This window comes from Acidiphilium sp. 20-67-58 (assembly GCF_002255515.1).
Classification (GTDB): domain Bacteria; phylum Pseudomonadota; class Alphaproteobacteria; order Acetobacterales; family Acetobacteraceae; genus Acidiphilium.
In genome coordinates, this window is the sequence record NZ_NCAS01000006.1 from 85,296 (window position 1) to 110,359 (window position 25,064).

23 protein-coding genes and 2 tRNA genes are annotated in these 25,064 nt (G+C 67.8%); 9 read left to right on the plus strand and 16 right to left on the minus strand.

Annotation, left to right across the window (positions count from 1 at the left end; translation table 11 throughout):
* Window positions 1–51: 51 nt before the first annotated feature.
* A complete protein-coding gene (locus B7Z76_RS03775; RefSeq protein ID WP_174504452.1) occupies window positions 52–633 on the minus strand; it encodes a DUF1013 domain-containing protein in 582 nt (193 codons plus the stop codon).
* Between the two features lie 209 nt (window positions 634–842).
* Here B7Z76_RS03775 and moaA point away from each other — a divergent pair, with 209 nt between their 5' ends.
* Both moaA and B7Z76_RS03785 read left to right on the plus strand, forming a co-directional pair.
* On the plus strand, window positions 843–1,829 hold the full coding sequence (moaA, locus tag B7Z76_RS03780) for a GTP 3',8-cyclase MoaA (protein ID WP_174504937.1): 987 nt from the start codon (window positions 843–845) through the stop codon (window positions 1,827–1,829).
* A gap of 326 nt (window positions 1,830–2,155) precedes the next feature.
* Entirely contained in the window at window positions 2,156–3,265 is a 1,110-nt protein-coding gene (locus tag B7Z76_RS03785; RefSeq protein WP_174504453.1) for a diguanylate cyclase, read from the plus strand.
* A 244-nt stretch (window positions 3,266–3,509) separates the two neighbouring features.
* Here B7Z76_RS03785 and B7Z76_RS03790 read toward each other — a convergent pair whose 3' ends face one another.
* From B7Z76_RS03790 to B7Z76_RS03800, 3 genes are read right to left on the minus strand one after another with little or no spacing between them, the layout of a single operon-like run.
* Complete coding sequence (locus tag B7Z76_RS03790; protein ID WP_174504454.1) at window positions 3,510–4,298, minus strand: M48 family metallopeptidase; 789 nt, start codon at window positions 4,296–4,298, stop codon at window positions 3,510–3,512.
* A complete protein-coding gene (locus tag B7Z76_RS03795; protein ID WP_291342243.1) occupies window positions 4,295–4,663 on the minus strand; it encodes a hypothetical protein in 369 nt (122 codons plus the stop codon). The genes B7Z76_RS03790 and B7Z76_RS03795 overlap by 4 nt, the downstream gene beginning before the upstream one ends.
* On the minus strand, window positions 4,660–6,108 hold the full coding sequence (locus tag B7Z76_RS03800; protein WP_291342245.1) for a type II and III secretion system protein family protein: 1,449 nt from the start codon (window positions 6,106–6,108) through the stop codon (window positions 4,660–4,662). The genes B7Z76_RS03795 and B7Z76_RS03800 overlap by 4 nt, the downstream gene beginning before the upstream one ends.
* A 211-nt stretch (window positions 6,109–6,319) precedes the next feature.
* Between B7Z76_RS03800 and B7Z76_RS03805 the strand changes: the two genes are divergently transcribed.
* From B7Z76_RS03805 to B7Z76_RS03825, 5 genes are all read left to right on the plus strand, one after another.
* Window positions 6,320–7,555 (plus strand): ABC transporter substrate-binding protein, encoded by a 1,236-nt coding sequence (locus B7Z76_RS03805; RefSeq protein ID WP_174504456.1) that lies wholly within the window; start codon window positions 6,320–6,322, stop codon window positions 7,553–7,555.
* Window positions 7,556–7,630: 75 nt separating this feature from the next.
* On the plus strand, window positions 7,631–8,506 hold the full coding sequence (locus B7Z76_RS03810; protein ID WP_174504457.1) for a branched-chain amino acid ABC transporter permease: 876 nt from the start codon (window positions 7,631–7,633) through the stop codon (window positions 8,504–8,506).
* Window positions 8,506–9,426, plus strand: a complete 921-nt coding sequence (locus tag B7Z76_RS03815) for a branched-chain amino acid ABC transporter permease (RefSeq protein WP_174504458.1) — start codon at window positions 8,506–8,508, stop codon at window positions 9,424–9,426. Before B7Z76_RS03810 ends, B7Z76_RS03815 begins: the two co-directional genes overlap by 1 nt.
* The gene (locus B7Z76_RS03820; protein WP_291342248.1) at window positions 9,423–10,898 is read left to right on the plus strand and encodes an ATP-binding cassette domain-containing protein; all 1,476 of its coding nucleotides are present in this window, start codon (window positions 9,423–9,425) and stop codon (window positions 10,896–10,898) included. Before B7Z76_RS03815 ends, B7Z76_RS03820 begins: the two co-directional genes overlap by 4 nt.
* A 284-nt stretch (window positions 10,899–11,182) precedes the next feature.
* The gene (locus tag B7Z76_RS03825) at window positions 11,183–12,133 is read left to right on the plus strand and encodes a transporter (protein WP_291342250.1); all 951 of its coding nucleotides are present in this window, start codon (window positions 11,183–11,185) and stop codon (window positions 12,131–12,133) included.
* A 149-nt stretch (window positions 12,134–12,282) separates the two neighbouring features.
* Here B7Z76_RS03825 and B7Z76_RS03830 read toward each other — a convergent pair whose 3' ends face one another.
* From B7Z76_RS03830 to B7Z76_RS03855, 6 genes are all read right to left on the minus strand, one after another.
* Entirely contained in the window at window positions 12,283–12,876 is a 594-nt protein-coding gene (locus B7Z76_RS03830) for a DUF4142 domain-containing protein (protein WP_174504461.1), read from the minus strand.
* A 380-nt stretch (window positions 12,877–13,256) separates the two neighbouring features.
* On the minus strand, window positions 13,257–14,702 hold the full coding sequence (locus B7Z76_RS03835) for an MmgE/PrpD family protein (RefSeq protein ID WP_236656464.1): 1,446 nt from the start codon (window positions 14,700–14,702) through the stop codon (window positions 13,257–13,259).
* The gene (locus tag B7Z76_RS03840; protein ID WP_291342252.1) at window positions 14,699–15,520 is read right to left on the minus strand and encodes a CoA ester lyase; all 822 of its coding nucleotides are present in this window, start codon (window positions 15,518–15,520) and stop codon (window positions 14,699–14,701) included. Before B7Z76_RS03840 ends, B7Z76_RS03835 begins: the two co-directional genes overlap by 4 nt.
* The gene (locus B7Z76_RS03845; RefSeq protein WP_291342254.1) at window positions 15,517–16,413 is read right to left on the minus strand and encodes a MaoC family dehydratase N-terminal domain-containing protein; all 897 of its coding nucleotides are present in this window, start codon (window positions 16,411–16,413) and stop codon (window positions 15,517–15,519) included. The genes B7Z76_RS03840 and B7Z76_RS03845 overlap by 4 nt, the downstream gene beginning before the upstream one ends.
* Before the next feature lie 5 nt (window positions 16,414–16,418).
* Complete coding sequence (locus B7Z76_RS03850; protein ID WP_324482496.1) at window positions 16,419–17,558, minus strand: CaiB/BaiF CoA-transferase family protein; 1,140 nt, start codon at window positions 17,556–17,558, stop codon at window positions 16,419–16,421.
* Window positions 17,558–18,733, minus strand: coding sequence for an acyl-CoA dehydrogenase family protein (locus B7Z76_RS03855; protein ID WP_174504465.1), 1,176 nt, complete (start codon window positions 18,731–18,733; stop codon window positions 17,558–17,560). The genes B7Z76_RS03850 and B7Z76_RS03855 overlap by 1 nt, the downstream gene beginning before the upstream one ends.
* A gap of 233 nt (window positions 18,734–18,966) precedes the next feature.
* Between B7Z76_RS03855 and B7Z76_RS03860 the strand changes: the two genes are divergently transcribed.
* Window positions 18,967–20,295, plus strand: coding sequence for an MFS transporter (locus B7Z76_RS03860; protein WP_174504466.1), 1,329 nt, complete (start codon window positions 18,967–18,969; stop codon window positions 20,293–20,295).
* Between the two features lie 91 nt (window positions 20,296–20,386).
* On the opposite strand, the gene B7Z76_RS03865 is transcribed toward B7Z76_RS03860, so the two are convergent.
* From B7Z76_RS03865 to B7Z76_RS03890, 6 genes are all read right to left on the minus strand, one after another.
* Entirely contained in the window at window positions 20,387–20,710 is a 324-nt protein-coding gene (locus tag B7Z76_RS03865; RefSeq protein WP_174504467.1) for a hypothetical protein, read from the minus strand.
* A 256-nt stretch (window positions 20,711–20,966) separates the two neighbouring features.
* Window positions 20,967–21,043, minus strand: a tRNA-Arg gene (locus B7Z76_RS03870).
* A gap of 79 nt (window positions 21,044–21,122) precedes the next feature.
* Window positions 21,123–21,434 (minus strand): ETC complex I subunit, encoded by a 312-nt coding sequence (locus B7Z76_RS03875; protein ID WP_174504468.1) that lies wholly within the window; start codon window positions 21,432–21,434, stop codon window positions 21,123–21,125.
* Window positions 21,435–21,461: 27 nt separating this feature from the next.
* Window positions 21,462–21,535: transfer RNA gene (locus tag B7Z76_RS03880), tRNA-Pro, on the minus strand.
* Window positions 21,536–21,583: 48 nt separating this feature from the next.
* Window positions 21,584–22,069 (minus strand): DUF192 domain-containing protein, encoded by a 486-nt coding sequence (locus tag B7Z76_RS03885; RefSeq protein ID WP_174504469.1) that lies wholly within the window; start codon window positions 22,067–22,069, stop codon window positions 21,584–21,586.
* Window positions 22,070–22,088: 19 nt separating this feature from the next.
* Window positions 22,089–23,183 (minus strand): acetoin utilization protein AcuC, encoded by a 1,095-nt coding sequence (locus tag B7Z76_RS03890; protein ID WP_291342260.1) that lies wholly within the window; start codon window positions 23,181–23,183, stop codon window positions 22,089–22,091.
* 45 nt (window positions 23,184–23,228) lie between these two features.
* Between B7Z76_RS03890 and B7Z76_RS03895 the strand changes: the two genes are divergently transcribed.
* Window positions 23,229–24,809, plus strand: a complete 1,581-nt coding sequence (locus B7Z76_RS03895) for a peptide chain release factor 3 (RefSeq protein ID WP_291342262.1) — start codon at window positions 23,229–23,231, stop codon at window positions 24,807–24,809.
* Window positions 24,810–25,064 lie beyond the last annotated feature (255 nt).

Here is a 25,064-nt window from a genome sequence, read left to right on the forward strand (position 1 = left end):
CCGGGCCGGATCACCGGTCCGGGCGCCTGATTTCCTGCGGTTGACCCGCTCTCAGGCCGCCTCGTCGCTCGAATCCGTCATCGGCTGCGGCACTTCCTCGCCTTCGCGCTCGATCCGCGCATTCGCCGCCCCCACCACGTCGTTCAGGTCGGACTGCTTGCACAGGCCGAGGATCACCGGGTCGCGCGGCTTGATATTGGCGCTGTTCCAGTGCGACTTGTCGCGCACCTTCTGGATCGTGTCCTTGGTGGTGCCGAGCAGCTTGACGATCTGCGCGTCCTGCACGTGCGGATAGTTGCGCAGCATGAACGCGATCGCATCCGGCCGGTCGATCCGCTTGGCCACCGGAGTGTAGCGCGCCCCCTTGCTGCGCCGCCCGCCGGGGATGGCGGCCTGCAACATTTTCAACCGCGCCTTGGGATCGGCCTCGCAGCGGCGGATTTCATCGGCGGTGGTCTGCTTGTTGGCGACCGGATCGTAGCCGACGATCCCCTGCGCCACCTCGCCATCGGCGATCGCCTGCACCTCGAGCGGATGCATGCCGCAGAAATCCGCGATCTGCTCGAAGGTCAAGGCGGTCTTCTCGATCAGCCACACCGCGGTGGCCTTCGGCATCAGGGGGAGCGTCATCATCATACCTCAGAGAGAGAGCGGCGCGCGCGGCCCTTCGGCGGCGGCGAACGCGCGGGCGTATATATTGCAGCAACATATGGTGCAGAGATCTTGTCCCGGTCAAGCCGCATGGCACGGAAATGCCGCAATTCCCCCCTGCGCCCGCCGCTCCAGCGGTTTGCGCCGCCGCGGGTCTTGCCTTTGGTCGCGCGAGCGTAAACATGACGCCCATGATCGACCCGTTCGGCCGCGCCATCACCTATCTCCGCATTTCGGTCACCGACCGCTGCGATTTCCGCTGCGTCTACTGCATGGCGGAGGACATGACCTTCCTGCCCAAGGCGGACCTGCTCTCGCTGGAGGAGCTGGAGCGGCTGGCCGGCGCCTTCGTCGATCTCGGCGTGCGCAAGCTGCGCCTGACCGGCGGCGAGCCGCTGGTCCGCCGCGGCGTGATGACGCTGCTCAACCGCCTCGGACAGCGTCTCGGCCACGGGCTCGACGAACTGACCCTGACCACCAATGGCAGCCAGCTCGGCCGATTCGCCGAAGACCTCGCCGCCGCCGGGGTGAAGCGGGTGAACGTCTCGATCGACACGCTCGATGCCGAAAAATTCCAGTCCATCACCCGCTGGGGCCGGCTGCCCCAGGTGATCGAGGGCGTGATGGCCGCGAAGGCGGCCGGGCTCAAGGTCAAGATCAACGCCGTGGCGCTCAGGGGCGTGAACGAGGATGAGTTCGACACGATGCTGGACTGGTGCGGCCAGCACGGCTTCGATTTCTGCCTGATCGAGACGATGCCGCTCGGCGAGGTCGACCAGGACCGGACCGATCAATACCTGCCGCTCTCCACCGTCCGCCAGCGCCTCGCCGCGCGCTGGACCCTGACGCCGACCGACTACGTCACCGGCGGCCCCGCCCGGTATTTCGACGTCGCCGAGACCGGCACGCGGCTCGGCTTCATCACCCCGCTCACGCATAATTTCTGCGAAGGCTGCAACCGGGTGCGGCTGACCTGCACCGGCACGCTCTATATGTGCCTCGGCCAGGACGACGCGGCGGATCTGCGCGCCGTCCTGCGCGGCTCGGACGATGACGCCGTGCTGCGCCAGGCGATCCGCGATGCGATCGCCCGCAAGCCGAAAGGCCATGATTTCGTGATCGACCGCGCCGGCCGCGCCCCCGCCGTCGCCCGCCACATGAGCGTGACCGGCGGGTAGGGGATCCGCCGCCGCCCGCCAGACCGGATGTGGCGTTCGCCGATAGCTGCAATCAGAATTTGCAACCGTGACATCCGATCGGCCGACATCTCCCGTATGCCTCATGACGGCAAACGTCGGCTTATGCACCGATTTGGTAGGTCCACGTCACCAAATCAAAATTTGACAAAGGTAAACATCTTGGATACGATTAGCGAATAATCGAGAATAAATATCAATAATAAAATACAACCTAAATACCTGTTTTTTGAGGGGCGCGGCAAGTCGGTCATCCCGGTCTTGCCATCAAAGTCAAAAACCAAATCATTGTCTCCGGGCGCTGAGGAATGGATCTTTCCTACATCTATCTGTTCTTCGACGGTATGACCGTGCTGGCCGGCATTCTTCTTGTCGTGACCGGCTTCCTTTCCGGCGCCGAAATGTTGAAATGGTGGGGTAGCGCCTATTTCATCGGCGCGGCCGGGCTCGGTGCCTTCATTGCCGGCAGGTTCGGCGCCCATTGGCTTGCCCACGGGCTGGCGCCCGGTCTCCTGCTGATGGCCTACGGGATGATGTGGCTGGGCGCGCGCCGCCTCGCCGGCCGGTCCAGCCCGATGCTGCTGGCCTTGCTGCCGGGCCTCGCCTGGTGGGCCATCGGCGCCACGCTCCCCTTCGCCGCCAAACCCTGGCTCTATCTCGTCGCGCAGACGCCGCTGACCCTGTTGATGATCGCGCTGCTGCTGGTCGAGGTCGTGCGGATTCCCGCCCCCGCGGCCGCGCGCTACCCGCTGGCGGCCGCCCTCGTCGTCCATGGCGTCTTCATCGTCGTTCGCGCCGCCGACCTGCTCCAGCACGGCACGCCCGCCGCGCTGCGGCTCTGGCTCGTCATCTCGGCCGGCGAGGGCATCATCTTCGTGTTCTGCGATGCGTTGTGCGCCAGCCATCTGGTGCGGATGCTGCGCGAGCGCCTGCTCGACAGCGCCGCCCATACCGACTTCCTCACCGGCGTGCTCAACCGCCGTGGCTTCACCATCCAGGCCGAGCGCCGCTTGCGCGCCACCTCCTGCATGCTGCTGGTGCTCGACATCGACGGCTTCAAGCGCATCAACGACACGCTCGGCCATGCCGAGGGCGACCGCCTGCTGCGCGAACTGGGCCGGATCTGCATGGAAAGCGTGCGCGCCGGCGATGTGGTCGGCCGGCTCGGCGGCGACGAATTCGCCATCCTGATCGATGGCGGCACCGGCGAAACCGCCTCCTCCATTGCCACCCGGATCCGCCAGGCCTTCGCCCAGACCCTCACGGCGCACGGGCTGGAAGTCGGGGTCAGCATCGGGATCGACGGCGCGAAACCCGGCAATACGCTGGATGACCTGCTGCGCCAGGCCGACATGCGGCTCTACCGCGCCAAGGGCAGCGCGCCGCGCGTCCGCAAGCTCGTCCTCGGCGCCGGCTGAACCCGCATCGCCTGCGCTCTCGCGCTAGAGCATCTTTATCCGATCGGATGGAACCATCTGATCGGATAAAGATGCTCTAATTATCAACAAGATAGAGCACGGCATCCGCTCCGGATGGATCGGAACGTGCTCTGGAGCATCATCCGATCGGATGGAATCATCTGATCGGATAAAGATGCTCTAATTATCAACAAGATAGAGCACGACATCCGATCCGGATGGATCGGAACGTGCTCTAGCGCAGTCAGTTGACCGCGCGCTTCGCCCCTGCAGCCGGCCGTGCCGCAAGCCGCGCCATCCGCGTCTCCACGGCGTCCGCCTCCGCCGCCGGCATCGTCGCGTCGAGCACCTGCCGCGCCGCGCCGTGATGGCCGGAAAGGGCGAGGGCGGCGGCATAATCCGCCCGCTCCGGCGCCGAAATCGGCCCGCCTTGCGCAAGCGGCGCGATGATCGCGGCGCCGGCGCCGGCATTGCCGCCAAGCGCCAGGGCAAGGCCGAGATTCGCCCGCGCCGCCCGGAAGTTGGGGCGCAGCGCCAGCGCCCGGCGGAAGGCCGGCGCCGCCGCGGCGAAGGCGCCGCGCTGGGACAGTGCCACTCCGAGATCGTTGAACGCCACAGCATTGTGCGGGTCGTCCCGCGTCGCCCGCCGGAACGCGGTCACCGCCCCGCGTCCGCCGCCGCGCAACGCGCAGCGGCCAAGCCCGATCTCCGCCCGCGCATCATGCGGTGCGGCGCCGAGCAGCGCGGTGTAATCGCGCGTCGCCGTCTGGCAGTCGCCGAGCAGATAGGCGGCATCTCCATGGATCAGCCGCGCCCGCACATTGCCCGGGTCGAGCTTCAGCACCGCATCGGCGACATGCAGCGCGAGATCCGGCCGGTTCCCCGCCAGCGCCGTCTCCGCCACGTTCAGCGTGTTGGCGCCGAGCGCCGGGCGTGCGGCGCTGGTCCGCGCCGGCCCAGCGCAGCCGGCGAGCGCCGCCGCGACAATGCCGAGCATCGCCCCTGGCAGCCACCGTGTCCTCCGCCCGGTCATTGGGTGATCCCCGACAGCCCGCCGGACGATGCCATGCCGCCGCCACCGCCACCACCGCCACCGCCGGCCCCGCCGAGCGGAGCCGCGCCGCCGCCGCCGCCTGCCGGCGCCTTCAGCGCGCTACCCACCGCCTTTTCCGCGATCGGCCCGGTCAGCCGCGCATCGCCGCGCCCGGCGACGAGATCATGCGGATTGACCAGCTCGATCGCGATATTGTGCATCGGCGCACCGTTCTCCCGCCATGTTCCCGGCCGCGCGAACGGGTCGCCCCCGGCGCAGCCGGCCAGCAGCAGCGCGCTCGCCCCGAGCAGGATGGCCGCGCGACCGTGCCGCCTTGCGCTGCGCTCGCCCATCGTCGTCCTCATCGCAGGATGAACCCGGCCTGGCCCGGCAGCACGACCGCGTGCCCGCCGCCATTGTCGCGCCCGAGAAAGACCCGCTGGATCTGGTTGGGCGGCGACCATCCCTGGTCCGGCGTCATCATCCGCCCCGCCTGGTCCACCGGCTTGACGAGATAGGGGGTCACGAGGATCACGAGTTCCTCCTCCTGCCGGTCGTAGCTGTCGGCGCGAAACGCGGCGCCGAGCACCGGAATGTCGCCGAGCCCCGGCACCGACTTGTCGGTCTGGTTGCTGCTGTTGCTGAGCAGGCCGGCGATGGCGAGGGTCTGTCCGCTGCCGATCACGACCGTTGTCGAGGCCGACTGGGTGGACAGCGACGGCACCACGATCGACGTGCCCGCCACCGCGATCTGGAAGGCGTTCTGCGTCGTCGGCGCGCTCACCGTCGGCTCGACATGCAGGATGATGCTGCCGTTATCGAGCACCACGGGGCGGAATTTCAGCTGCACGCCGAAATCCTTGTACTGCACCGTCACCTGGCCGTTCTGCCCGGGCACCGGCACCGGGAAGGAGCCGCCATCGATGAAGCTCGCGCTCTGCCCCGAGAGTGCGGTCAGCGTCGGCTCAGCCAGGATATGCGCGAGATTGTCGCTGTTCAGCGCGTCGAGAATGCTGTCGATCGCGCCGCCACCGGTCGAAAGCCCGGCATTGTAGCTCCCCGCGGCCGGCGTCGCCGGGCTCGATCCGTTCAGCACGTCGAGCGCGCTGAACCCGAACAGGAACTTGCCCACCGAAATCCCATTGCCCGCGCTCTGCCAGTTGATCCCGAGCTGCTGCGTGATCGTGCGCGACATCTGCGCGATCCGCACCTTGAGCGCCACCTGCTGCGGCAGCCGCACCTCGGTCTGATTGACCACGTGGCCGCCCTTTCCGGCGATCAGGTGCGCCTGCTGCATCACCTGGTAGTCCTGCACCGGCGTCGCCACCGTGCCGCGCACCACCACGCCATGCGCAGCACTGCTGATCGCGAGCCGCGCGCCGGGAGCCGTCCGCGCCGCGCCGGCGCGGATTGCCGCGGCGTGATAGGTGCCGGGGGTCACCGCGACCCGGAACGTCGCCACGTCATGCCCCTGCGAATCGGTCACGGCGATGGTGGTGAAGCCCGGCGCGGTGCCGAACACGAACAGCGTATGCGCGCTGGCCGGTCGCACCGACACCACTTTCGGATCGGCGACGAACACGTTCGCCGCGGTGCCGCGCAGCGTCACCAGCCTGCCGCTGCCCTGGGCGATGTTCAGCCGTCCGCCCGCCACCGCCACCGCGTGCCGCGCCTTCTGTCCGGCCGGGGCCGCCGCCGTGCCGCTCCCGATCGCGATCAGCGCCGCCAGCAGCCGCGTCGCCGCAAGCCTGGTTGAAAATCGCCGCGTCGTCCGCGCGGGCGGGAATATTCTGTCCGGTGGTGGAGCCAAGGCATTTTTCCTCAAACGGGACAGGTCTCAGGGGTGAGACGCGCTAGAGGTAAATTTACGGATGTTCTATTAACGAATGGTTGCCGTCGCGGATTTCGCGTGGCGAATTCCGAAAAGCGCCTTCCTGCGTGCGATACCCCCTTGCCGAATGCGCAACCTATGGCATGATCCCCTCAATCAAATTCAAAACTGCGAATAAGGGGAGCTACCAATGTCCAGAAAGAAAACAGCGTTCGCCGCCGCCTTCGCCGGCGCGGCCATGGCGGTGGTGCCGGTGGCGGCACAGGCCGCGAAGCCGATCGTCGTCGGCATCACCTCCGAAATTGGCACCATTCCCGGCAAGGCCATCGCCAATGGCGCGACACTCGCCGCCGAGCAGATCAACGCCGCCGGCGGGATCGACGGCCGGCCGATCAAGCTGGTGATCGAGGACGATCACCTTTCCACCACCGATGCCATCCGCTCCTTCCAGCGCATGGTGAGGCAGGATCACGCCGTCGCCATCATCGGCACCTTCGTCAGCGAGGTGGCGCTGGCGCTCGAACCCTGGGCCGCCCGCCTGCACGAGCCCTACATGATCACCGGTGCGGCCGCCAACGAGCTGTCCGAATACGTCCACAAGGACTTCAAGGCCCATCAATACATCTTCCACGCCTACATGCCGGCCGCCTATCTCGCCCGCGCGGTGTGCGACGCCTCGAAGGCGACCCTGGTCGACCAGTTCCACATGAAGACCGCCGTGGTCATGAGCGAGGACGCCGCCTGGACCAAGCCGCTCGACGCCGGCTACGATTCCTGCCTGCCCAAGATCGGCCTGAAGGTGCTCGACAATATCCGCTTCGCGCCCAACACGTCCGATTTCACCCCGATCTACCAGAAGATCGAGACGCTGAAGCCCAACGTCATCATCGCCGGCTGGGCCCATGTCGGCGTGCAGCCGACGGTGCAGTGGGCGCAGCAGAAAGTGCCCGTGGCGCTCGCCGGGATCAACGCCCAGGCCGGCTCCGACGTGTTCTGGAAAGCCACCAACGGCGCGACCGAGGGTGTGATCACCGGCAGCACCGCCGCCCCGGGCGTTGCCATCACGCCGAAAACCCTCCCCTTCACCGACGCCTATGTGAAGAAATTTGGTTACTCCCCGGCCTATTCGGCCTACTCGACCTATGATGCCGTCTATGCGCTCGCCGATGCGCTGAAGCGTGCGAAATCCACCAAGCCGCTGCCCATCGTCCATGCGCTGGAACAGACCAACATGGTCGGCACCCAGGGCCAGATCGCCTTTCAGGGCGCGAAGAGCAAGTTCGCCCACGCGCTGAAATACGGCCCCGACTATGTCACCGGCGTTGCCCTGCAATGGCAGGCCGGCCAGCAGAAATGCATCTGGCCGCTGAAGCTCGCCAACGCCAAGGCGAAGTTCCCCGGCTTCGTGCCCGTCCCGAAATCCTGACCCGCCCCGCGGTCCCGCCGGCCCTGTCGCCGGCGGGATCTGCCCACGTTTTCGTCTGACCTGGGAGGGTAGGACTTGCTAGCGATCCAGATCCTGATCGACGGTTTCGCGATCAGCACGCTCTACGCGCTCGGCGCGCTGGGCTTCACGCTCATCTTCGGCGTCTCCGGCGTCCTCAATCTCGCGCATGGCGGCCTGATGGTCATCGCCGCGATGATCGCCTGGTATCTCGATACCTCGCTCGGCTTCGGCCCCTATGTCGGCGCCCTCGCCGGCGTCGCCGTCTGCCTCGTCGCGGCCCTCGTGACCTATGGCGGCATCGTCCGCCCGATCGAGAATTCCCGCGCCGTGCCCGCGCATGAGCGCGAGCTGTTCGTGCTGACGGCGACCCTGCTCTGGGGCGTGATGATCCAGGAGTCGCTGTCCTACGCCTTCACCAACAGCCCGATCACGGTGCAGCCGCTGATCGCCGGCACGGTCTCCATCCTCGGCGTCCGCACCCCGATCAACGAGATCTTCATCGCCGCCGTCGCCTGGGCGGTGATGGGCGCGCTCTGGCTGCTGGTCAACCGCACCCAGGTCGGCCGCCGCCTGCTCGCCGCCTCGATCAACCCGCGGGCGCTCACCCTGCTCGGCTTCGAGCTCGACCGGATCTACCTCTTCGTCTGGGTGATCTACGGCCTGCTCGCGGGCATCGCCGGCGTGCTGCTCGGCAGCTTCCTCGGCTCGGGGTCCGATTACGTGCCGGGGCTGACCGGCAGCGCCTTCACCATTGTCGTGCTGGGCGGGCTCGGCTCGGTCTCCGGCACGCTGATCGCGGCCTATATCGTCGGCTACATCGAAACCGTCACCGCCTACCTGGTCTCGCCCTCGCTGCGCGAGGTGCCGGCCCTCATCCTTCTCGTCGTGGTGATCTACATGCGGCCGCAAGGGCTGCTGGGACGGCGCTGATGTCGACGATACCGAAATCCCGCCTGGCCGCGCTCGCGGTCTTCCTCATCGTGCTGGCGCTCTTCCCGCTCGGCGCCAATGGCTACATCCTCGGCGTGCTGACCACCGCCTTCTACTTCGCCGTCTTCGCGATGTCGTGGGATCTGCTGTTCGGCTATGCCGGCGAGGTCAATTTCGGCCCGACCTTCCTGATCGGCCTCGGCGCCTATGGCGCGGGCATGTCGAACGCGCTGCTCGGCCTGCCGGTGCCGCTCGCCATCGTCGTCGGCGCCCTCGCCGCGGTGGCCGGCGGCGTTGCCCTGGCCATCCCCGCATTGCGCCTCTCCGGCCCCTATCTCGGCCTGATCACCCTGGTCTCGGTGCTGCTGCTGCAACAGGCCATCGTCATCTTCGCCGGCGTCACCGGCGGCGAGATCGGCCTCTCGGTGCCGGACGTGCTCTCGATCAGCAGTGCGGCCAACTATGAATACGCGCTCGCCTTCATGCTGGTCAGCGGGCTGATCCTGTTCCTGATCTCCCGCTCCTCGCTGGGGATGATCCTGCAGGCCGCCGGGCAGGACCAGGTGGCCGCGGCAGCACTCGGCTTCAACGCGACCCGCCACAAGATCCTCGCCTTCGCCGTCTCCGCGCTGTTCTCCGGCCTCGCCGGCGCCTTCCTCGTCTTCTATCTCGGCACCGCCTCGGTCAGCGCCGTGGTCGACATCTCGATCGGCGTGCGGGTGATCATCGCCGCCGTGCTCGGTGGCCGCCGCACCATCATCGGCGGCGCCATCGGCTCGGTCTTTCTCATCGTCGCCGGCGAACTCCTCCGCCCGATCGGCCAGCTCTCCACCTTCGTCGTCGCCCTGATCGCGCTGGTGGTGATCGTGCTGTTCCCGGACGGTCTGCTCGGCCTGCTGCCGCACCGGAGGGGCGCATGAACACCACCACCACCCCGCGCCTCGCCGTCAGCGGGCTGCACAAGCGCTTCGGCGGCCTCATCGCCGTCAAGTCGCTCGACTTCAACCTCTATCCCGGCGAGATCCTCGGCCTGATCGGCCCCAACGGCTCGGGCAAGTCCACGGTCATGCAGATGATCATGGGCGTCGTCCGCCCCACCGCCGGGCAGATCCTGCTCGACGGGCAGGACATCGCCGGCCGCCCGACCTACGACATCGCCCGCGCCGGCGTCGGCATCGTCTTCCAGCACTCCCGCCCGTTGCGGCTGCAAACCGTGCTGGAAAACATCCTGCTCGGCCTGCTGCCCGACAGTCTGAGCCGCCTCCGCCCGCCGCCGGGCGCGATCGAGACGGCGCGGCGAATCGGCGAGGAATGCGGCCTCGGCGAGGTGCTCGACCGCCTGCCGGCAACGCTCCCCTTCGCCGACCTGCGGCGGATGGAACTCGCCAAGGCGATCGCCCGCAACCCGAGCGTGGTGCTGATCGACGAACCCTTCGCCGGCCTGACCAGTGCCGAGGTGCATGATTTCTCCGCCCTGATCCGCCGCTTCCGCGACCAGGGCCGCGCCGTCATGCTGGTCGACCACAACGTCAAGAGCATCGCCTCGCTGGCGGACCGCGTGCTCGCCCTCTATCTCGGCGAAAAGATCGCCGAAGGCTCCTCCGAGCAGGTGATGCAGGACGAAACCGTCCGCCGCGTCTATCTCGGCGGCGGCATCGAAACCCACGAACGCCCCGAGGCCGAGATCGCCGCCCACAAGGTGCTGCTCCAGGCCGAGGATATCAGCGTCTTCTACGGCAAGGCGCAGGCGCTGGAGAATGTCTCCCTCACCGTGCACGAGGGCGAGTTCGTCTCCATCGTCGGCCTCAACGGCGCCGGCAAGACCTCACTGTTCAACGCCATCTCCGGCCTCGTCCCGTTCCGCGGCGCGATCAGCTGGGACGGGGCGAAGCGCGCCGGCGAATCGGCGGCGGCAATCGCGCGCGCCGGCATCGTCCAGTGCCCGGAAACCCGCGAGCTGTTCGGCCGCCTGTCGGTCGCCGAGAATCTCGAACTCGCCGGCCAGCGCCTGCCGCCCGGCGAACGCGCCTCCCGGCTCGACTGGCTGCACGAGCTGTTCCCGATCCTGCGCGTCCGCGGCACCCAGGAATCGCGCACCCTCTCCGGCGGCGAGCAGCAGATGCTCGCCATCGCCCGCTCGCTGATGCTCAAGCCGCGCCTGCTGATCCTCGACGAGCCGACCCTCGGCCTCGCCCCGGTCATCCTCGGCCAGCTGTCCGAGGCGCTGTCCCGCCTGCGCGAGACCACCGACATCACGGTCCTTCTCGGCGAGCAGAACGTCACCTTCGCCCTGCCGCATGCCGACCGTGTCTATGTCATCGAGCATGGCCGCATCATCTGGAACGGCACGCCCACGCGCTTCGCCGCGGAGGCGGGAACCGGCTACCTGTAAGGCCGGTTCCGCCGCGTGTTGATCGAATATTAACCCGTCTTCGCCTAGCCTGAGTGTGACCTTTACGTCACGATCTTACGTAAACGATAACGAAACTGCCCTATCCGGAGGTAATGAGATTGTCATTCTTCGTCACGAATGGCACCACACTATCATCCATCCGGATACTCGCTACCCGATCGGATGATATCGCCCCGATCGGCACTCCAGCAGGGGTTTCCCATTCCGGCAGGATCGGGAAATCTCCAAAAAAAAACCGTGACCACCCAACAAGGAGACCGTCCATGACCGACAAGACAGCCTCGAAATTCTCCCGCGCCGCTTTGTCCGTCGCCGGCGCCGCCTTCGGTGTCGGCCTCGCCGTCGCGGCGATGACCCTGCCGGCCCAGGCCGGCGGCCCGCTGCCGTATGACGCGCCGTCGCCGCCGCCCAATGTCAGCGTCGCGATGCTCTACAACCAGTTCGCCTCGGCGACCACGTTCTACACCCAGCACGGCACCAAGCTCGGCCACACCAACATCGAGACCGACGTGCCGATCCTCCGCCTCGTCCACACCTTCAACCCGGTGGACGGCATGCAATGGGGCGCGCAGCTCATCGTCCCCTATGTCTCCTTCCTCGGCAACCAGCGGGTCGGCGGCCAGAGCCTGTCGCACCAGGGCGGCTTCGCCGAGCCGCAGCTCTCCGCCTTCATCTACCCGCTCAACAACCCCGCCGAGGACGAAACCGCCGTCCTCGCCTATTTCGTCAGCCCGCCCTCCGGGTCCTACAACCCCTCGATCGCGCTGAACGCCAGCACCAACAACTGGGTGAACAATCTCGAAATCGGCTTCACCCACAAAATCTTCGGCCAGGCCAAGGGCCGCCGTCTCGACTTCCAGGTCTGGGCCGATGGCTATGTCTATGGCGACACCAGCGTCTCCCCCGGCGTCCATCTGAAAACCGACCCGGTCGGCCAGCTGATCGTCTACGCGCCGTATTATTTCCACCCGCAGACGGCCGGTTATGTCGGCCTGAGCTTCGAGAAAACCTTCGGCGGCAGGGTGTCGGAGGTCAAGGCGGGCGTCACGACCGATACCGGCAACCGCAACGATTTCACCCGCCTCGGCATCATCGCCGGTTCGTTCCTCTCGCCCACCATCTTCGGCCAGGCCGAACTCTCGACCGACCTGCAAACCCGTGGCGGCGCGCGCAACAACGTCGTCTTCCTCGCCCAGGTCGGCAAGGTTTTCTGATCGACTAGAGCATCATCCGATCGGATGGAATCATCTGATCGGATGAAGATGCTCGGTTTATCAATATGATAGAGCACTACATCCGATCCAAAAGGATCGGAAAGTGCTCTAATGCGGGCGCCCGGACGGTCCTGCCGTCCGGGCGCTTTTCATTCTGCCATCCCCGGAGGCAGGGCGGCGCGCAGCATCGCGAGGTTGCGCTCCAGCACCGGCAGCCCATCGCGCGCGGTCTGCTGGAACGCCTGGTTCCGCCCCTCGCGCAGTTCGCCCTGGAACACCGCGATGGCGCTCTCATGGCTGCCGATCTCGTCGCGCAGGAACTCGACGGTCAGGTTCGGCTGCGGGTGATAATTGAGCGAGACGAGTTTTTCCTTGAGGTCGAAGGGCAGGGCGGTGGGCAGTCTCACGCCCTCGCGCGCCGCCAGCGCCTGCAGCCGCGGCGCATAGGTCGCGGCATCGGCGCAAACCTGCTCCACCGCCGCCCGCGCCGTCGGCTCGATCGGCCCGCGCCTGACGAACGAACAGGCGTCGAGATCGAAATTCACCAGTTGCGAGGCGGTGGTGACGAACGCGAGATCCGTCGGCCCCAGCGCCGCCCCCAGCGGCGCCTCTGCGGTGGTCGCGCAGCCGCCAAGCGCGAGCAGCGCGCCCAGCGCGGCGAGGCGGAAGCGCGCCCGCCCGGCGCGGCCTCTCGCATCAAGCGGGACAACAGATGCAGCAACGGGTCTGGTTGCAGCTTGCATGATCGTGATCCTCCATGGCGCGCCGGCACTCTTGCCGCGCCCGCCATCGTCCCCCGCGCCGCTGCCGCCGTCATTGATCTAGAGCACTTTCCGATCCGATTGGATCGGATGTAGTGCTCTATCATATTGATAAGTCGAGCATCTTTATCCGATCAGATGATTCCATCTGATCGGATGAATAACCTAGGGTTGCATCGATGTTGGAAAGCAGACCAGAGATGGTTGTTTGACGCCTCATCTCCTCCCATCGATACAAACTGGCCCCGGACATGTCCGGGGCCTTTTTCTTGCCGGGATATTTGTCCCAAATTACGGGATTTTCATAGGTTCTGGGAATGGTCCAGAATTATATACTCGCTGTTAAGTAATTCCCGTTTTGTTCACAGCACCCCGTCTTGCGCCCCGTCTTGCGCCGCTCCCGGCCGGCTCAGCGCGAACAAGCCCGCCACCTCGTCCCGCGCGCCGAGGCCCAGCACCGCATCGGCCAGGCGCTCGGCCTGCGCCGCGCCCAACACCTGCCGCGTCAGCCCGTCGAACTTGGCGCGGAACGCCGCCTCGTCGGGAAACGTCTCCGGCTCGCCCCGCGGCACCACCACGCGCCGCACGAAACGCTGCCCCCGCGCGTGCACAGTCAGCTTGCCGGACATGTTCCGCGGAAACTCGGCCTCGATATCCGGGTCGTTCTCGCAGCGCACCCGCGCCATCAGCGCGCGGATCCCGGGGTCGTCCAGAAGCTCATAGCTCGCCCAGTCCATCCGGCCGGTCGCCAGCGCGGTGGCGATCACGAAGGGCCCGCTGAACTGCGCATCGACGATGTTTTCCGGCCGCGCCTTGCGCGAGGCCGGCTCGCCGATCAGCAGCATCCCCGCGCGCGAGATCCCGAGCGTCGCGTCCTCGATCTCCTCGGCCCGCAGCCCAAGCTCCGCCCGCAGCGCGATCGCCGCGTCGATCCCGGCATGACCCCAGCGGCACGAGGGATAGGGTTTCACCCCGGTCTTCATCAGCTCCCAGTCGGTGCCGAGCCCGGCCAGCACCCGCTCCGGCTCCGGCGCCGGGCTATAGGCGTTGAGAAACCCGTGCCGCCCCTCGATCGGCGCCGCCGCGCCCTTGAACCCCTCGCGCGCGAGGCAGGCGGCGGCCATTCCCGCCATCCCCGCCCAGCCCACCTGGAAGCGCTTGGTCCAGGCCCCGTTGGCGAGGAATTGCAAACTGCCCGCGGTCTGGCTGAGCACGATGCCGAAGCCCGACGCCATCGCCGCCGGGCTCAGCCCGAACACACGCCCGACCGCGGCCATCGCGCCGAAACTCCCGCAAGTCGCACTCGGATGGAAGCCGCGGTCGTAATGCGCGCCGGCCGGCAGCGCCAGGGCGAGCCGCAGCGCCACCTCATACCCCGCCGCGATCGCCGCGATCACCGTCGCCCCATCCGCCCCGCTCATCGCCGCCGCCCCCAGCGCCGCCGGGATCACCGGCGCGCCGGGATGCACGATCGCCGCCGCATGGGTGTCGTCGAAATCCAGCGAATGCACCAGCGCGCAGTTGATCAGCGTCGCCCCGGCGGCGGCATAACCGGCCGGATCGGCGAAAACCGGCGCCTCGCCATCCCCCATGCCCATCGCCCGCACCGCGGCGATCAGCGCCCTCGTGCTCTCCGCCGCCTCCCGCGCCCGCACCGCGTTGCCCACCGCGTCCAACGCCAGCAGGCCGATCCGCTGCGTCACCGCCGCCGGCAGATCCGCCATGCCCAGCCCGGCGGCGAAGCGCGCGAGGTCTCCGGTGATGCCCGCCTCGATGTCCGCGGCGTCGGTCGTCGTCGTCGTGCTCATGCCGTCCCGTCCTGTTCCCTTGTCTCGCCGGCGCGGGCGAGGATCTGCCGCGCCCGCAGCCGCACCGGCGCGTCCACCATCGTCCCGCCAACCGCGACCGCCCCCTCATCCCCGGCGGCGAGGATCTGCCGCGCCCAGTCGATCTCGGCCGCCGCCGGCGCGAAGCCGGCCCGCGCCGGGCCGATCTGTTTTGGATGGATGCAGAGCTTGCCGCCGAAACCGAGGCTCATCGCGTGGCGCGCGTCATCCTCTATCAGTGCCGCGTCATCGAGCGCCGGCGTCACCCCGTCGAGCGGCGCCGCCAGCCCGGCGAGGCGCGATGCCAGCACCAGCTCCGCCCGCGCCGGCAGCAGCACCTCGCGCAGATGCGTGGCGCCGAGATCGGCGCAATAATCGATGCTGCCGAAGGCCAGCCGCCGCACCGCCGGGCTCGCGGCGATCTCGCGCGCCATCGCCATGCCCCGCGCCGATTCGATCAGCGCGATCACCCCGCGCCCCATCGCGGCGCGCTCGGCCTGCGCTGGCGTCTCCGCCTTCGCCAGCACGATCCCGGCAACCGGCAGTGCGACGATCGCGGCAAGATCGTCCTCGTGCCATGCCGTGCCCGCCGCGTTCACCCGCACGAAGGCGGCAACCCCGGCCGGCAGCGTGGCGAACCCCTCCGCCAGCGCCGCCCGGGCCATCGCCTTGCGCGCCGGCGCCACCGCGTCCTCCAGATCGACGATCACCGCATCGGCGCCGCTCGCCGCCGCCTTGGCATAGCGCTCCGGCCGGTCCGCCGGCACGAACAGCGGCGCGATCGCGGCGAACCCGCTCATGCGGCCCGTGCCTCCATCGTCCGCTTGCCGTCATTGGTCTCGACCCAGAGTGCGAACCCATCCCCCTCGCGCCGCGCGCACAGCGCGAACACCTCGAAATCGAACAGCGGCTGCACCCCGCGGAAGCTGAAGCTCTCCGGCCGCCGCCCGCCGATCTCCTCGGCGAACTGCAACAGCCAGGTCGCCTGCAACGGCCCGTGCACGATCAACCCCGGATAGAACTCGACCCCGGTGACATAGCTGCGGTCGTAATGGATGCGATGGCCGTTGAACGTCACCGCCGAGTAGCGGAACAGCAGGGTCGGGCTCGCCGTCATCTCCCGCCGCCACGTCGCCGGCGCCGCCGCCTTGTCCGTCCCCGCCTTGTCGGTCACCGCTGCCGGCCGCGCTCCACCTGGCCCCGCCCCGCCTTGCCCCGCCCCGCCTTGCCCCGCATCAAGGCCGCGATAGACGATGTCGTGCCGCTCGCGCAGCGCCACCCCCCGCGCGGTGGCGAGCGTGTGCCGCACCGTCACGAAACACAGCGTCCCGGTCCGCCCCTGCTTGACGACGACATCGCCGATCTCCGAACTGCGCCGCACCGTGTCGCCCACGCGCAGCGTGTCGTGGAATTCGAGCGCGCCGCCCGCCCACATCCGCCGGGGCAGGGGAACCGGCGGCAGGAATCCGCCGCGCGCCGGGTGCCCGTCGGCGCCGAGCCGCGCGCCCACCACCGTCGGCGGCGACAGGCACCAATGCACCGCGAGCGGCGCGATCTCGCCCGGCGCCGGCATCTCGTCGCCAAGATCGAGCGTCGCGCGGAACTCCCGCACCAGCCGCGGCGCGAGCACATCCTCCGCGGTTTCCTGTCGGCCGATCCACTGCCGCAGCATCGCCTCGTCAACCTGTTCCATCGCGCTCAACCTTTCCCGCCCGCCGCCGCGTCCAGCTCCGCGAGCACCGCTTCGGTATGCTCGCCGAGTGCCGGCACCCTGCCATAATCCCGCATCACCCCGGCCACGATCGCCGGCGGCGCCGGAATCGCCGCCGGCCCGGCTGCGGTCTCCACCGTGATCCGGCGCAGATGCGGATGCGCCGAAAGTGCCGCCATGTCGTTCATCCGCGCGAAGGCGAGGTCCGCGCGGTCCAGCCTCTCGGCCAGTGCCGCGCCGGGCAGGCGGGCGAAGGCTTCGGCCACCGCCGCATCGGTCTCCGCCCGGTGGTTCACCCGCGCGACATTGCTGGAAAACCGCGGATCCTCGACCAGCTCCGGCCGTTCGAGGATGTCGCGGCACAGCGTGTGCCACTCCCGCTCGCTCTGGATCGAGATCAGCACGGCGTCGCCATCCGCGGCGGTAAACACGCCATAGGGTGCGACCGAGGGATGCGCGAGACCGACGCGCTTCGGCGGCCGCCCGGCCTCGGCGTTGAGCAGCGGCACCGCCAGCCAGTCGGCGATCACGTCGAACATCGAAATCCGGATATCCGCGCCTTGCCCGCTCTGTCCGCGCGCGATCAGCGCCTCCAGGATCGCCGCGTGCCCGGCCGCGCCGGTCGCGATATCCACGATCGAAATCCCCACCCGCGCCGGCTCGCCCGGCCCGCCGGTGATCGAGGCGAGCCCCGATTCCGCCTGGATCAGCAAATCATAGGCCTTGCGCCCGGCCAGTGGTCCGCTCTCGCCATAGCCCGAGATCGAGCAGCAGATCAGCCGCTCGTGGGCGGCGCGCAGCGTCTCGATGCCGAGCCCCATCCGCGCCATCGCGCCGGGCTTGAGGTTCTGCACCAGGATATCCGCGGTCCCGATCAGCGCCGCCAGCCGCGCCCGCCCGTCCGGCGTGGCCAGATCGAGCACGACCGATTCCTTGCCCCGGTTGAGCCAGACGAAATAGCTCGACCCCGCCTTGAGCGCGTCGTCATAGAAGCGCGCGAAATCGCCCTCCGGCCGCTCGATCTTGATCACCCGCGCCCCCGCATCGGCGAGCCGCGCCGTGCAATAGGGCGCCGCCACCGCCTGCTCGACGGCGACGACCGTCAGCCCCGCCAGCGGCGCGCGCATCAATACGACCTCGGCATGCCGAGCACGTGTTCGGCGAGATACGACAGCACGAGATTGGTCGAGATCGGCGCCACCTGGTAAAGCCGCGTCTCGCGGAACTTGCGCTCGATGTCGTATTCGGCGGCGAAGCCGAACCCGCCATGGGTCTGGATGCAGGCTTCCGCCGCCTCCCACGAGGCTTCGGCCGCCAGCATCTTCGCCATGTTGGCCTCCGCCCCGCAATTCTGCCCCGCCTCGTAGCGCGCCGCCGCCTCGCGCACCATCAGCTCCGCCGCCCGCATCCGCGCATAGGCCCGCGCGATCGGGAACTGGATGCCCTGGTTCTGCCCGATCGGCCGGCCGAACACCTCCCGCCCGTTCGCATACGAGACCGACTTGCTGGTAAACCACTTGGCATCGCCGATGCACTCCGCCGCGATCAGGATGCGCTCCGCGTTCATGCCCGACAGGATATAGCGGAACCCCTTGCCCTCCTCGCCGACCAGCGTGTCCGCCGGGATCCGCAAATCATCGAAAAACACCTCCGTCGTCGCGTGGTTCATCATCGTGCGGATCGGGCGGATGGTCAGCCCGTTGCCGCGCGCCTCGCGCATGTCGATCAGGAACACCGAGAGCCCGTCGGTCTTCTTCGCCACCGCCTCGCGCGGCGTGGTGCGGGCGAGCAGCAGCATCAGGTCCGAATGCTCCGCCCGCGAGGTCCAGATCTTCTGGCCATTGACCACGTAATGCCCGCCCTCGCGCCGCGCCGTGGTCTTGAGGGCGGTGGTGTCGGTGCCGCTGGTCGGCTCGGTCACGCCAAAGGCCTGCAACCGCAGCGCCCCGCTGGCGATCTGCGGCAGGTAGGTTGCCTTCTGTGCCGCGCTGCCATGCCGCAGCAGCGTGCCCATGATATACATCTGCGCATGGCAGGCCGCGCCGTTGCAGCCGCTCTGCTGGATCTCCTCCAGGATCGCCGCCGCCCCCGAAAGCGGCAGGCCCGAGCCGCCATATTCCTCCGGGATCAGCGCCGCCAGCCAGCCATCGCGGGCGAGCGCGCCGACGAACGCCTCCGGATAGGCGCCCTCCTCGTCGAGCCGGCGCCAGTATTCGCCCGGAAACCCGGCGCAGAGCTTGCGGATCTCGGTGCGGATCGCCGCATAGGCATCCTCCGCATGGGGTTCGGCGAAACCGTCCATTCTGTCTCCTCCTCGCGCCGCATCGCTCCGATCCGGCGATTTGTCCCGCGCGCAGCCTAACGCGCCGCTTCCCCCTCAGGAACCGGCGTCGTTTCGCTGGCAGCCATCGCATCCTGCGATGGCCCTGCCGGACGGGCAAGGGGGCGAAACACCGTTCCGCTCTGAAAACGGATCGCGAGCGTGTTGACGAAACTGCCGATTTTCGGTCTGCTGCCGGCAGGGAGGACTTCCAGATGGCACATTCAACCACCGGTGCTGACGCGCCGAAGCCGTGGGCCGCGCGGCTCACGCCGTCGCATTGGCGCATCCTGACCGCGGCGTTTTTCGGCTGGGTCTTCGATGGCTATGAAACCTACGCGCTGATCACCGTGATCGGCCCGGCGATGATCGCCCTGCTGCCCGCGTCCGAGCGCAGCCACCTGCACCAGGCGGCCGGTCTCGCCATCGCCATCACCCTGCTCGGCTGGGCCGCCGGCGGCACGATCGGCGGCATCGTCGCCGACTATATCGGCCGCAAGCGGATGCTGCTGATCTCGGTGGTGGGCTACAGCGTGTTCACCGGCCTCACCGCCTTCAGCTCCTCGGTCCTCATGCTGGTGGCGTTCCGCTTCCTCACCGGCCTGTTTCTCGGCAGCGAATGGAGCACCGGCAACGCCCTGCTGGCCGAGACCTGGCCGAACGAGGCGCGGCCGAAAGGGGCGGGGTTCCTGCAATCGGGCTTCGGCTTCGGCGCGTTCCTCGCCGCCGCGGTGTGGTATTTTGTCCGCCCCCTCGGGCCGGAAGCCTGGCGGGTGATGTTCCTCGTCGGCGTGCTGCCCGGCTTCCTGGTGCTGATCCTGCGCAGCCGCATCGAGGAATCGGCGAGCTGGCTGGCAGCGGTGCGCGAGAAGCGCTGGGCGGTGACCGAGCGTACCCAACCCGTCGCCAGGGCCGATCGCCGGCCCTTCACCCTGTTCCAGCTCTTCGCCGACGCCGAGGGCCGCCGCCGCACCCTGCTGGCCTGCCTGATGTCGGTCGGCACCACGATGGGCTGGTGGGGCATCGCCACCTGGATTCCCGGCTTCGTCGGCGGGTTCGCAGCCCATCACGGCCTGAGCGGGCCCTACTGGGCGAGCGTCGCCGGCCTCGTCTACACCGCCGGCGCGATCCTCGGCTATCTCGCCTCCGGCTTCCTCGCGGACTGGATGGGCCGCCGGCTCTATCTCGTCTTCCTGTTCGCCGGCGGGCTGATCATGACGCCCGCGGTCTATCTCTGGTCGCACTCGCTGCCGGTCCTGCTGGCGGCCGCGCTGCTGAACGGGTTCTGGACGCTCGGCGCCTTCGCCTGGTACGCGATCTACCTGCCCGAGCTGTTCGCCACCAATGTGCGCGGCACCGCCTCGGCCTTCGTCTTCAACGCCTCGCGCTTCATCGCCTTTCTCGGCCCGCTGCTGGCCGGCCAGCTGATCGGCGCGCTGGGCGGGCTTGCGCATGTGGCGATGGATTTCTCGGTGATCTACCTGCTTGGCCTGTTGGTCGCCCCGTTCATGCCGGAAACCAGGGGGCAGCCGCTCCCCGAATGAGACGGCCGCAGGCGCCTTCCTTGCTCCGGCGCCTGAAAAAAACCTCGCCCTGCCGGCTGGTGCCGGCAGGGATGGTGCTCTGGGCTGCGGTTCAGGCTGCCTGGGGAACGGCGGTCGCCGAGAGGTCGACCCCGAGCTTCGCCGCCGCTGCGGCATTCTCGGCCTCCGAGCCGGCGAACCGGTAGCCTTCTTCAAGGAGCTTGGTCGTATAGCGCCGGTTATACGAGAAGGCGAAAATGAATCCGGCCACGCCAGCAGTTAAGATACTCAGGACGATAAAAATCAGCCCGATCATATAATCGCCACGAAATAAAGCGGGAAATCCACCGAAAAAAAACGTTGTCCAGCTAAATCCATAAAATCCATTTTTTGTTATTCCCGTCGCCGGGTTCTTCAACAAAATCTTCTTTGCCATAAATAGCCCTCCTGTATGAGGCGTATTAAATAGTTCTTCACTTTCTTGTCAAACAAAAGATTGTGAATTGACAATGTTTTTAACGATAAAACCTCACCGTGCGGCCCGGTCACGATCGTTCCATTTCCGGATGTATGGCGAGGCGGGGAAAGGTGTCCAGAATCCAGTTTTAGAGCACGTTCCGATCCATCAGGATCGGATGATGCTCTGGCGATTCGCGCCCCGGCACGCACAACAAGAATTGGCGGCGCAAAATTGGCGACCCTGGCGTGACTCGAACACGCAACCACCCGCTTAGAAGGCGGGTGCTCTATCCAGTTGAGCTACAGGGCCGTCCGGTCGCGACAATCGCTTAATTCGTCGCCGATTTCCAGCCACCACGACGCATCGGCGCGGGGGGCGGGCAGGGCGGTCAGTGGGTCCAGTTCGCCCGCCGGTCGGGGCGGAAATTATCGGCATAGGCCTTGGGCTTGCGGTGCCGCTCGGTCGGGATTTCGAGGTCGAAGGCGATGCCATGCGCCTCGGCATAGGCGATGGCCTCCTCGCGGGTCGCGAAGCGCAGCCGCACCTCGCTGGCCAGCATGTCGCCGCTGCCGGTCCAGCCCATCAGCGGGTCGATCCGCTTGGCCATCGCCGGCTCGAATTCCAGCACCCATTCCCTCGTCTTCGCCCAGCCGGACTGCATGGCGCTTTTCGGCGGCAAATAGATTCTGGCGCGGTTCATCGTGCAATTCCTCTCGGCCTGTCCGTCTCGGGGCGCCCGGATTCGAACCGGGGGCCTCTTGTACCCAAAACAAGCGCGCTACCAGGCTGCGCCACGCCCCGCTCGGACGATTGCTACCTACAGCGCCAGCAAGGTGCGAGGCAAGCGCCTCACTTGCCATTCCCGAATTGCGGCCCGATCACCTTGTCGCCGACATCGATGTCGTCCTTCGCGGTGATCCCGCCCTGCAACTCGATCGTCGCCGCCACGGGCACCCGGCTCGAAATGATCCGCAGGCTCTGCGGCACCGTGTCGTTGGCAATATGCCGGATCGTCCCGTGCGGCCCGACGAACACCATGTCCAGCGGCACCAGCGTGTTCTTCATCCACATCTCGGAAACCTGCGGCGGGCTCCACGGAAAGATCATCCCGCCATCGGCGGCAACACTCTTGCGGAACATCAGCCCGACTTCCTGCTGCTTCGGCGTCAGCGCCTGTTCCACCTTGAAGACGAAGCGCTTGCCATGCTGGTTGACGATGGTGATCGTCTCGGTCGGCAGCGTCGTCTGCGGCCCGGTGATCGCCGCCGCCGCCACCCCGCCGGCCAATCCGCCAGCAATCCCGGCCGCGAGGCAAAATCCCATCCAGCGTCTCATCGTCCTGCTCCTCATTGCATCACGCGGCGAGGCGGCGCACCTCATCCCGCACCACGCCCGCCTGCGGCGGATCGTCGAGGCGGGTGAGCCAGCGCGCCGGCCGTGGCCGCGACTGCTGGCGGAAATAGCTGATTCCCGCCAGCACGTCCAAGGCCGCCTGCGGCAGCGCCTCCGGCACCGCGTGCCCGTTCAGCATCCCCCACATCCCCGCCCAGGCCCGCCCGAGCGCATACGGATTGTACCCGCCCCCCCCGAGCACGATCAGCCGCGGCGCCAACCCCCGGATCGCCTCCAGCGCCGCCCACAACCCCCGGTTCGACAGCGCCAGCCGGCTCATCGGATCATCCGCCAGCGCATCCGCCCCCGGCAGGAACACGATCCCCTCCGGCCGCGTCGCCGCGATCGCCGGCAAAATCCGCGCCTCCATCAGGAACGCCAGCTCCGCGTCGCAAAACCCCTCCGGCACGGCGAAATTCAACACCCCCGCCGCCGCGTCGCTCGTCACCCCCGTCCGCGGCCAGCGCCCCGCCTCATGCACGCTGATCGTCGTCACCCGCCCATCGCGCGCGAACGCCGCCTCCACCCCATCGCCGTGATGCGCGTCGAGATCGAGATAGACCAGCCGCTCCAGCCCAAGGTCGAGCCACTCCATCAGCGCCAGCACCGCGTCGTTGATATAGCAGAACCCGCTCGCCCGCGCCGGCCAGGCATGATGGTTCCCCGCCGCCGGCACATGCGCGACCCCGCCCGAAGCCGTCAGCCTTGCCGCCAGCATCGCCCCCCCCGCCGAGGTCGCCGGCCGCCGATACACCGCGCGATGCACCGGATTGCCCTCCGCCCCGATGCCGAACCGCGCCCGCACCTCCGCCGGCACCGCCTGCGTCCGTTCCGCCGCCTCCAGCGCGTCGAGATAGGCCGGATCGTGAAACCGCTCCAGCGCCGCCCGCCCCGCCACCGGCGCCGTCCGATACTGCCCCGCCGCCAGCCACCCCATCGCCCGGATCAGATCCTCCGCCACCGGCGCGCGCATCGTCGCCAGCGGATGCGGCGGCACCGCGATCGCCGCCCGATACACCTCCGCCCCGATCAGCACCGCCTTGCGCGTCCCGCTCATCCGCCTTGCCTACCCATCACGCCCTGCCGTTGCTATAGGCTGGGCATGAGTGACGAATTGACAACGCTCGCGCAGGACGCTTCCCCCGCCAGCACCGGTGCCTTCCCCCGCCGCACCTTCGCGATCATCTCCCACCCCGACGCCGGCAAGACCACCCTGACCGAGAAGCTCCTCCTCTTCGGCGGCGCCATCCGCGAGGCCGGCATGGTCAAGGCCCGCCGCGAGCGCCGCAACACCCGCTCGGACTGGATGGCCATCGAACGCCAGCGCGGCATCTCCGTCACCTCCTCGGTCATGACCTTCACCTGGCACGACGTCGTCTTCAACCTGCTCGACACGCCAGGCCACCAGGACTTCTCCGAAGACACCTACCGCACCCTCACCGCGGTCGACGCCGCCGTCATGGTGATCGACGCCGCCCGCGGCATCGAGGCCCAGACCCTCAAGCTCTTCGAGGTCTGCCGCCTGCGCGACATCCCGATCATCACCTTCGTCAACAAGATCGACCGCGAAGGCCGGGACCCCTTCACCCTGCTCGATGAAATCGCGAGCACCCTCGCGCTCGACGTCTGCCCCCTGGTCTGGCCCGTCGGCATGGGCGGCCTCTTCCGCGGCTGCTGGGACATCCGCGCCAACCGCCCCATCGGCCGCGTCGCCCCGGATGGCGAACCCGCCGAACCCGTCATCATCCCCGACGACCAGATGGCCGAGCTGCGCGACGCCGTCGAACTCACCGGCGCCTACCCCGCCTTCGACCGCGAAGCCTTCCTCGCCGGCCACCTCACCCCCGTCGTCTTCGGCACCGCGCTCAAGGATTACGGCGTCGTCGAACTCCTCACCCTCCTCGCCGAACACGCCCCGCCGCCCACCACCCAGCGCGCCGAACCCCACCCCGTCCGCGCGGAACAGAAAACCGTCACCGGCTTCGTCTTCAAGGTCCAGGCCAACATGGACCCCAACCACCGCGACCGCATCGCCTTCACCCGCATCTGCTCCGGCCGGTTCCAGCGCGGCATGAAACTGCTCCACGTCCGCTCCGGCAAGCCGATGGCGATCCAGGCCCCGATCTTCTTCTTCGCCCAGGACCGCTCCCTCGCCGAGGAAGCCTTCCCCGGCGACATCATCGGCATCCCCAACCACGGCTCGCTGCGCGTGGGCGACACGCTGACCGAAGGCGAAACCCTCCGCTTCACCGGCATCCCGAGCTTCGCCCCCGAAATCCTCCGCCGCGTCGTCCTGACCGACCCGATGAAAGCCAAGCAGCTCCGCCGCGCCCTCGAAGACCTCGCCGAAGAAGGCGTCGCCCAGGTCTTCCGCCCGATGCTGGGTGCGGACTGGATCGTCGGCGTCGTCGGCGCCCTCCAGCTCGACGTCCTGCAAGCCCGCATCGACGCCGAATACAAAATCCCCATCCGCTTCGAACCCGCCCCCTACGTCACCGCCCGCTGGATTTCCTGCCCCGACCCCAAACGCCTGAAAGACTTCATCGAAGCCAACCAATCCACCCTCGGCCACGACCGCGACGACTCCCCCGTTTTCCTCGCCCGCGACACGTTTTCGCTCCGCTTCATCGCCGAACGCTGGCCCGAAATCACCTTCGCCACCACCCACCAATCCGCCTCATGATTCTGCTCCCCCCGCTGCTGCGGCGGGGGAGGGGATCACAGCGATTGAACGGCAGGAAAGCGTCCGTCGCAGCCATTTGGCATCTTGGTCGGTTGCCTCGAAACCTGCCATACAATTGAAATTATCCTGCAGAGTAGGGCAAGAAGTGGGCAGCCTTAGGTTCTGTACCTATTGCCATGACTACGGGGCGTCTGATTCAAGTCTGTTCGGAGGACTTGGAGCATGGCGGAACTTTTCTGGCTGAACGACACGCAA

What these genes read in the sequence shown, in the direction of transcription:
- B7Z76_RS03775 (WP_174504452.1), bottom strand. Translation starts at nt 633, where the DNA reads ATGATGACGCTCCCCCTGATGCCGAAGGCCACCGCGGTGTGGCTGATC.
- moaA (WP_174504937.1), top strand. Translation starts at nt 843, where the DNA reads ATGATCGACCCGTTCGGCCGCGCCATCACCTATCTCCGCATTTCGGTC.
- B7Z76_RS03785 (WP_174504453.1), top strand. Translation starts at nt 2,156, where the DNA reads ATGGATCTTTCCTACATCTATCTGTTCTTCGACGGTATGACCGTGCTG.
- B7Z76_RS03790 (WP_174504454.1), bottom strand. Translation starts at nt 4,298, where the DNA reads ATGACCGGGCGGAGGACACGGTGGCTGCCAGGGGCGATGCTCGGCATT.
- B7Z76_RS03795 (WP_291342243.1), bottom strand. Translation starts at nt 4,663, where the DNA reads ATGAGGACGACGATGGGCGAGCGCAGCGCAAGGCGGCACGGTCGCGCG.
- B7Z76_RS03805 (WP_174504456.1), top strand. Translation starts at nt 6,320, where the DNA reads ATGTCCAGAAAGAAAACAGCGTTCGCCGCCGCCTTCGCCGGCGCGGCC.
- B7Z76_RS03815 (WP_174504458.1), top strand. Translation starts at nt 8,506, where the DNA reads ATGTCGACGATACCGAAATCCCGCCTGGCCGCGCTCGCGGTCTTCCTC.
- B7Z76_RS03820 (WP_291342248.1), top strand. Translation starts at nt 9,423, where the DNA reads ATGAACACCACCACCACCCCGCGCCTCGCCGTCAGCGGGCTGCACAAG.
- B7Z76_RS03825 (WP_291342250.1), top strand. Translation starts at nt 11,183, where the DNA reads ATGACCGACAAGACAGCCTCGAAATTCTCCCGCGCCGCTTTGTCCGTC.
- B7Z76_RS03830 (WP_174504461.1), bottom strand. Translation starts at nt 12,876, where the DNA reads ATGCAAGCTGCAACCAGACCCGTTGCTGCATCTGTTGTCCCGCTTGAT.
- B7Z76_RS03835 (WP_236656464.1), bottom strand. Translation starts at nt 14,702, where the DNA reads ATGAGCACGACGACGACGACCGACGCCGCGGACATCGAGGCGGGCATC.
- B7Z76_RS03840 (WP_291342252.1), bottom strand. Translation starts at nt 15,520, where the DNA reads ATGAGCGGGTTCGCCGCGATCGCGCCGCTGTTCGTGCCGGCGGACCGG.
- B7Z76_RS03845 (WP_291342254.1), bottom strand. Translation starts at nt 16,413, where the DNA reads ATGGAACAGGTTGACGAGGCGATGCTGCGGCAGTGGATCGGCCGACAG.
- B7Z76_RS03850 (WP_324482496.1), bottom strand. Translation starts at nt 17,558, where the DNA reads ATGCGCGCGCCGCTGGCGGGGCTGACGGTCGTCGCCGTCGAGCAGGCG.
- B7Z76_RS03855 (WP_174504465.1), bottom strand. Translation starts at nt 18,733, where the DNA reads ATGGACGGTTTCGCCGAACCCCATGCGGAGGATGCCTATGCGGCGATC.
- B7Z76_RS03860 (WP_174504466.1), top strand. Translation starts at nt 18,967, where the DNA reads ATGGCACATTCAACCACCGGTGCTGACGCGCCGAAGCCGTGGGCCGCG.
- B7Z76_RS03865 (WP_174504467.1), bottom strand. Translation starts at nt 20,710, where the DNA reads ATGGCAAAGAAGATTTTGTTGAAGAACCCGGCGACGGGAATAACAAAA.
- B7Z76_RS03875 (WP_174504468.1), bottom strand. Translation starts at nt 21,434, where the DNA reads ATGAACCGCGCCAGAATCTATTTGCCGCCGAAAAGCGCCATGCAGTCC.
- B7Z76_RS03885 (WP_174504469.1), bottom strand. Translation starts at nt 22,069, where the DNA reads ATGAGACGCTGGATGGGATTTTGCCTCGCGGCCGGGATTGCTGGCGGA.
- B7Z76_RS03890 (WP_291342260.1), bottom strand. Translation starts at nt 23,183, where the DNA reads ATGAGCGGGACGCGCAAGGCGGTGCTGATCGGGGCGGAGGTGTATCGG.
- B7Z76_RS03895 (WP_291342262.1), top strand. Translation starts at nt 23,229, where the DNA reads ATGAGTGACGAATTGACAACGCTCGCGCAGGACGCTTCCCCCGCCAGC.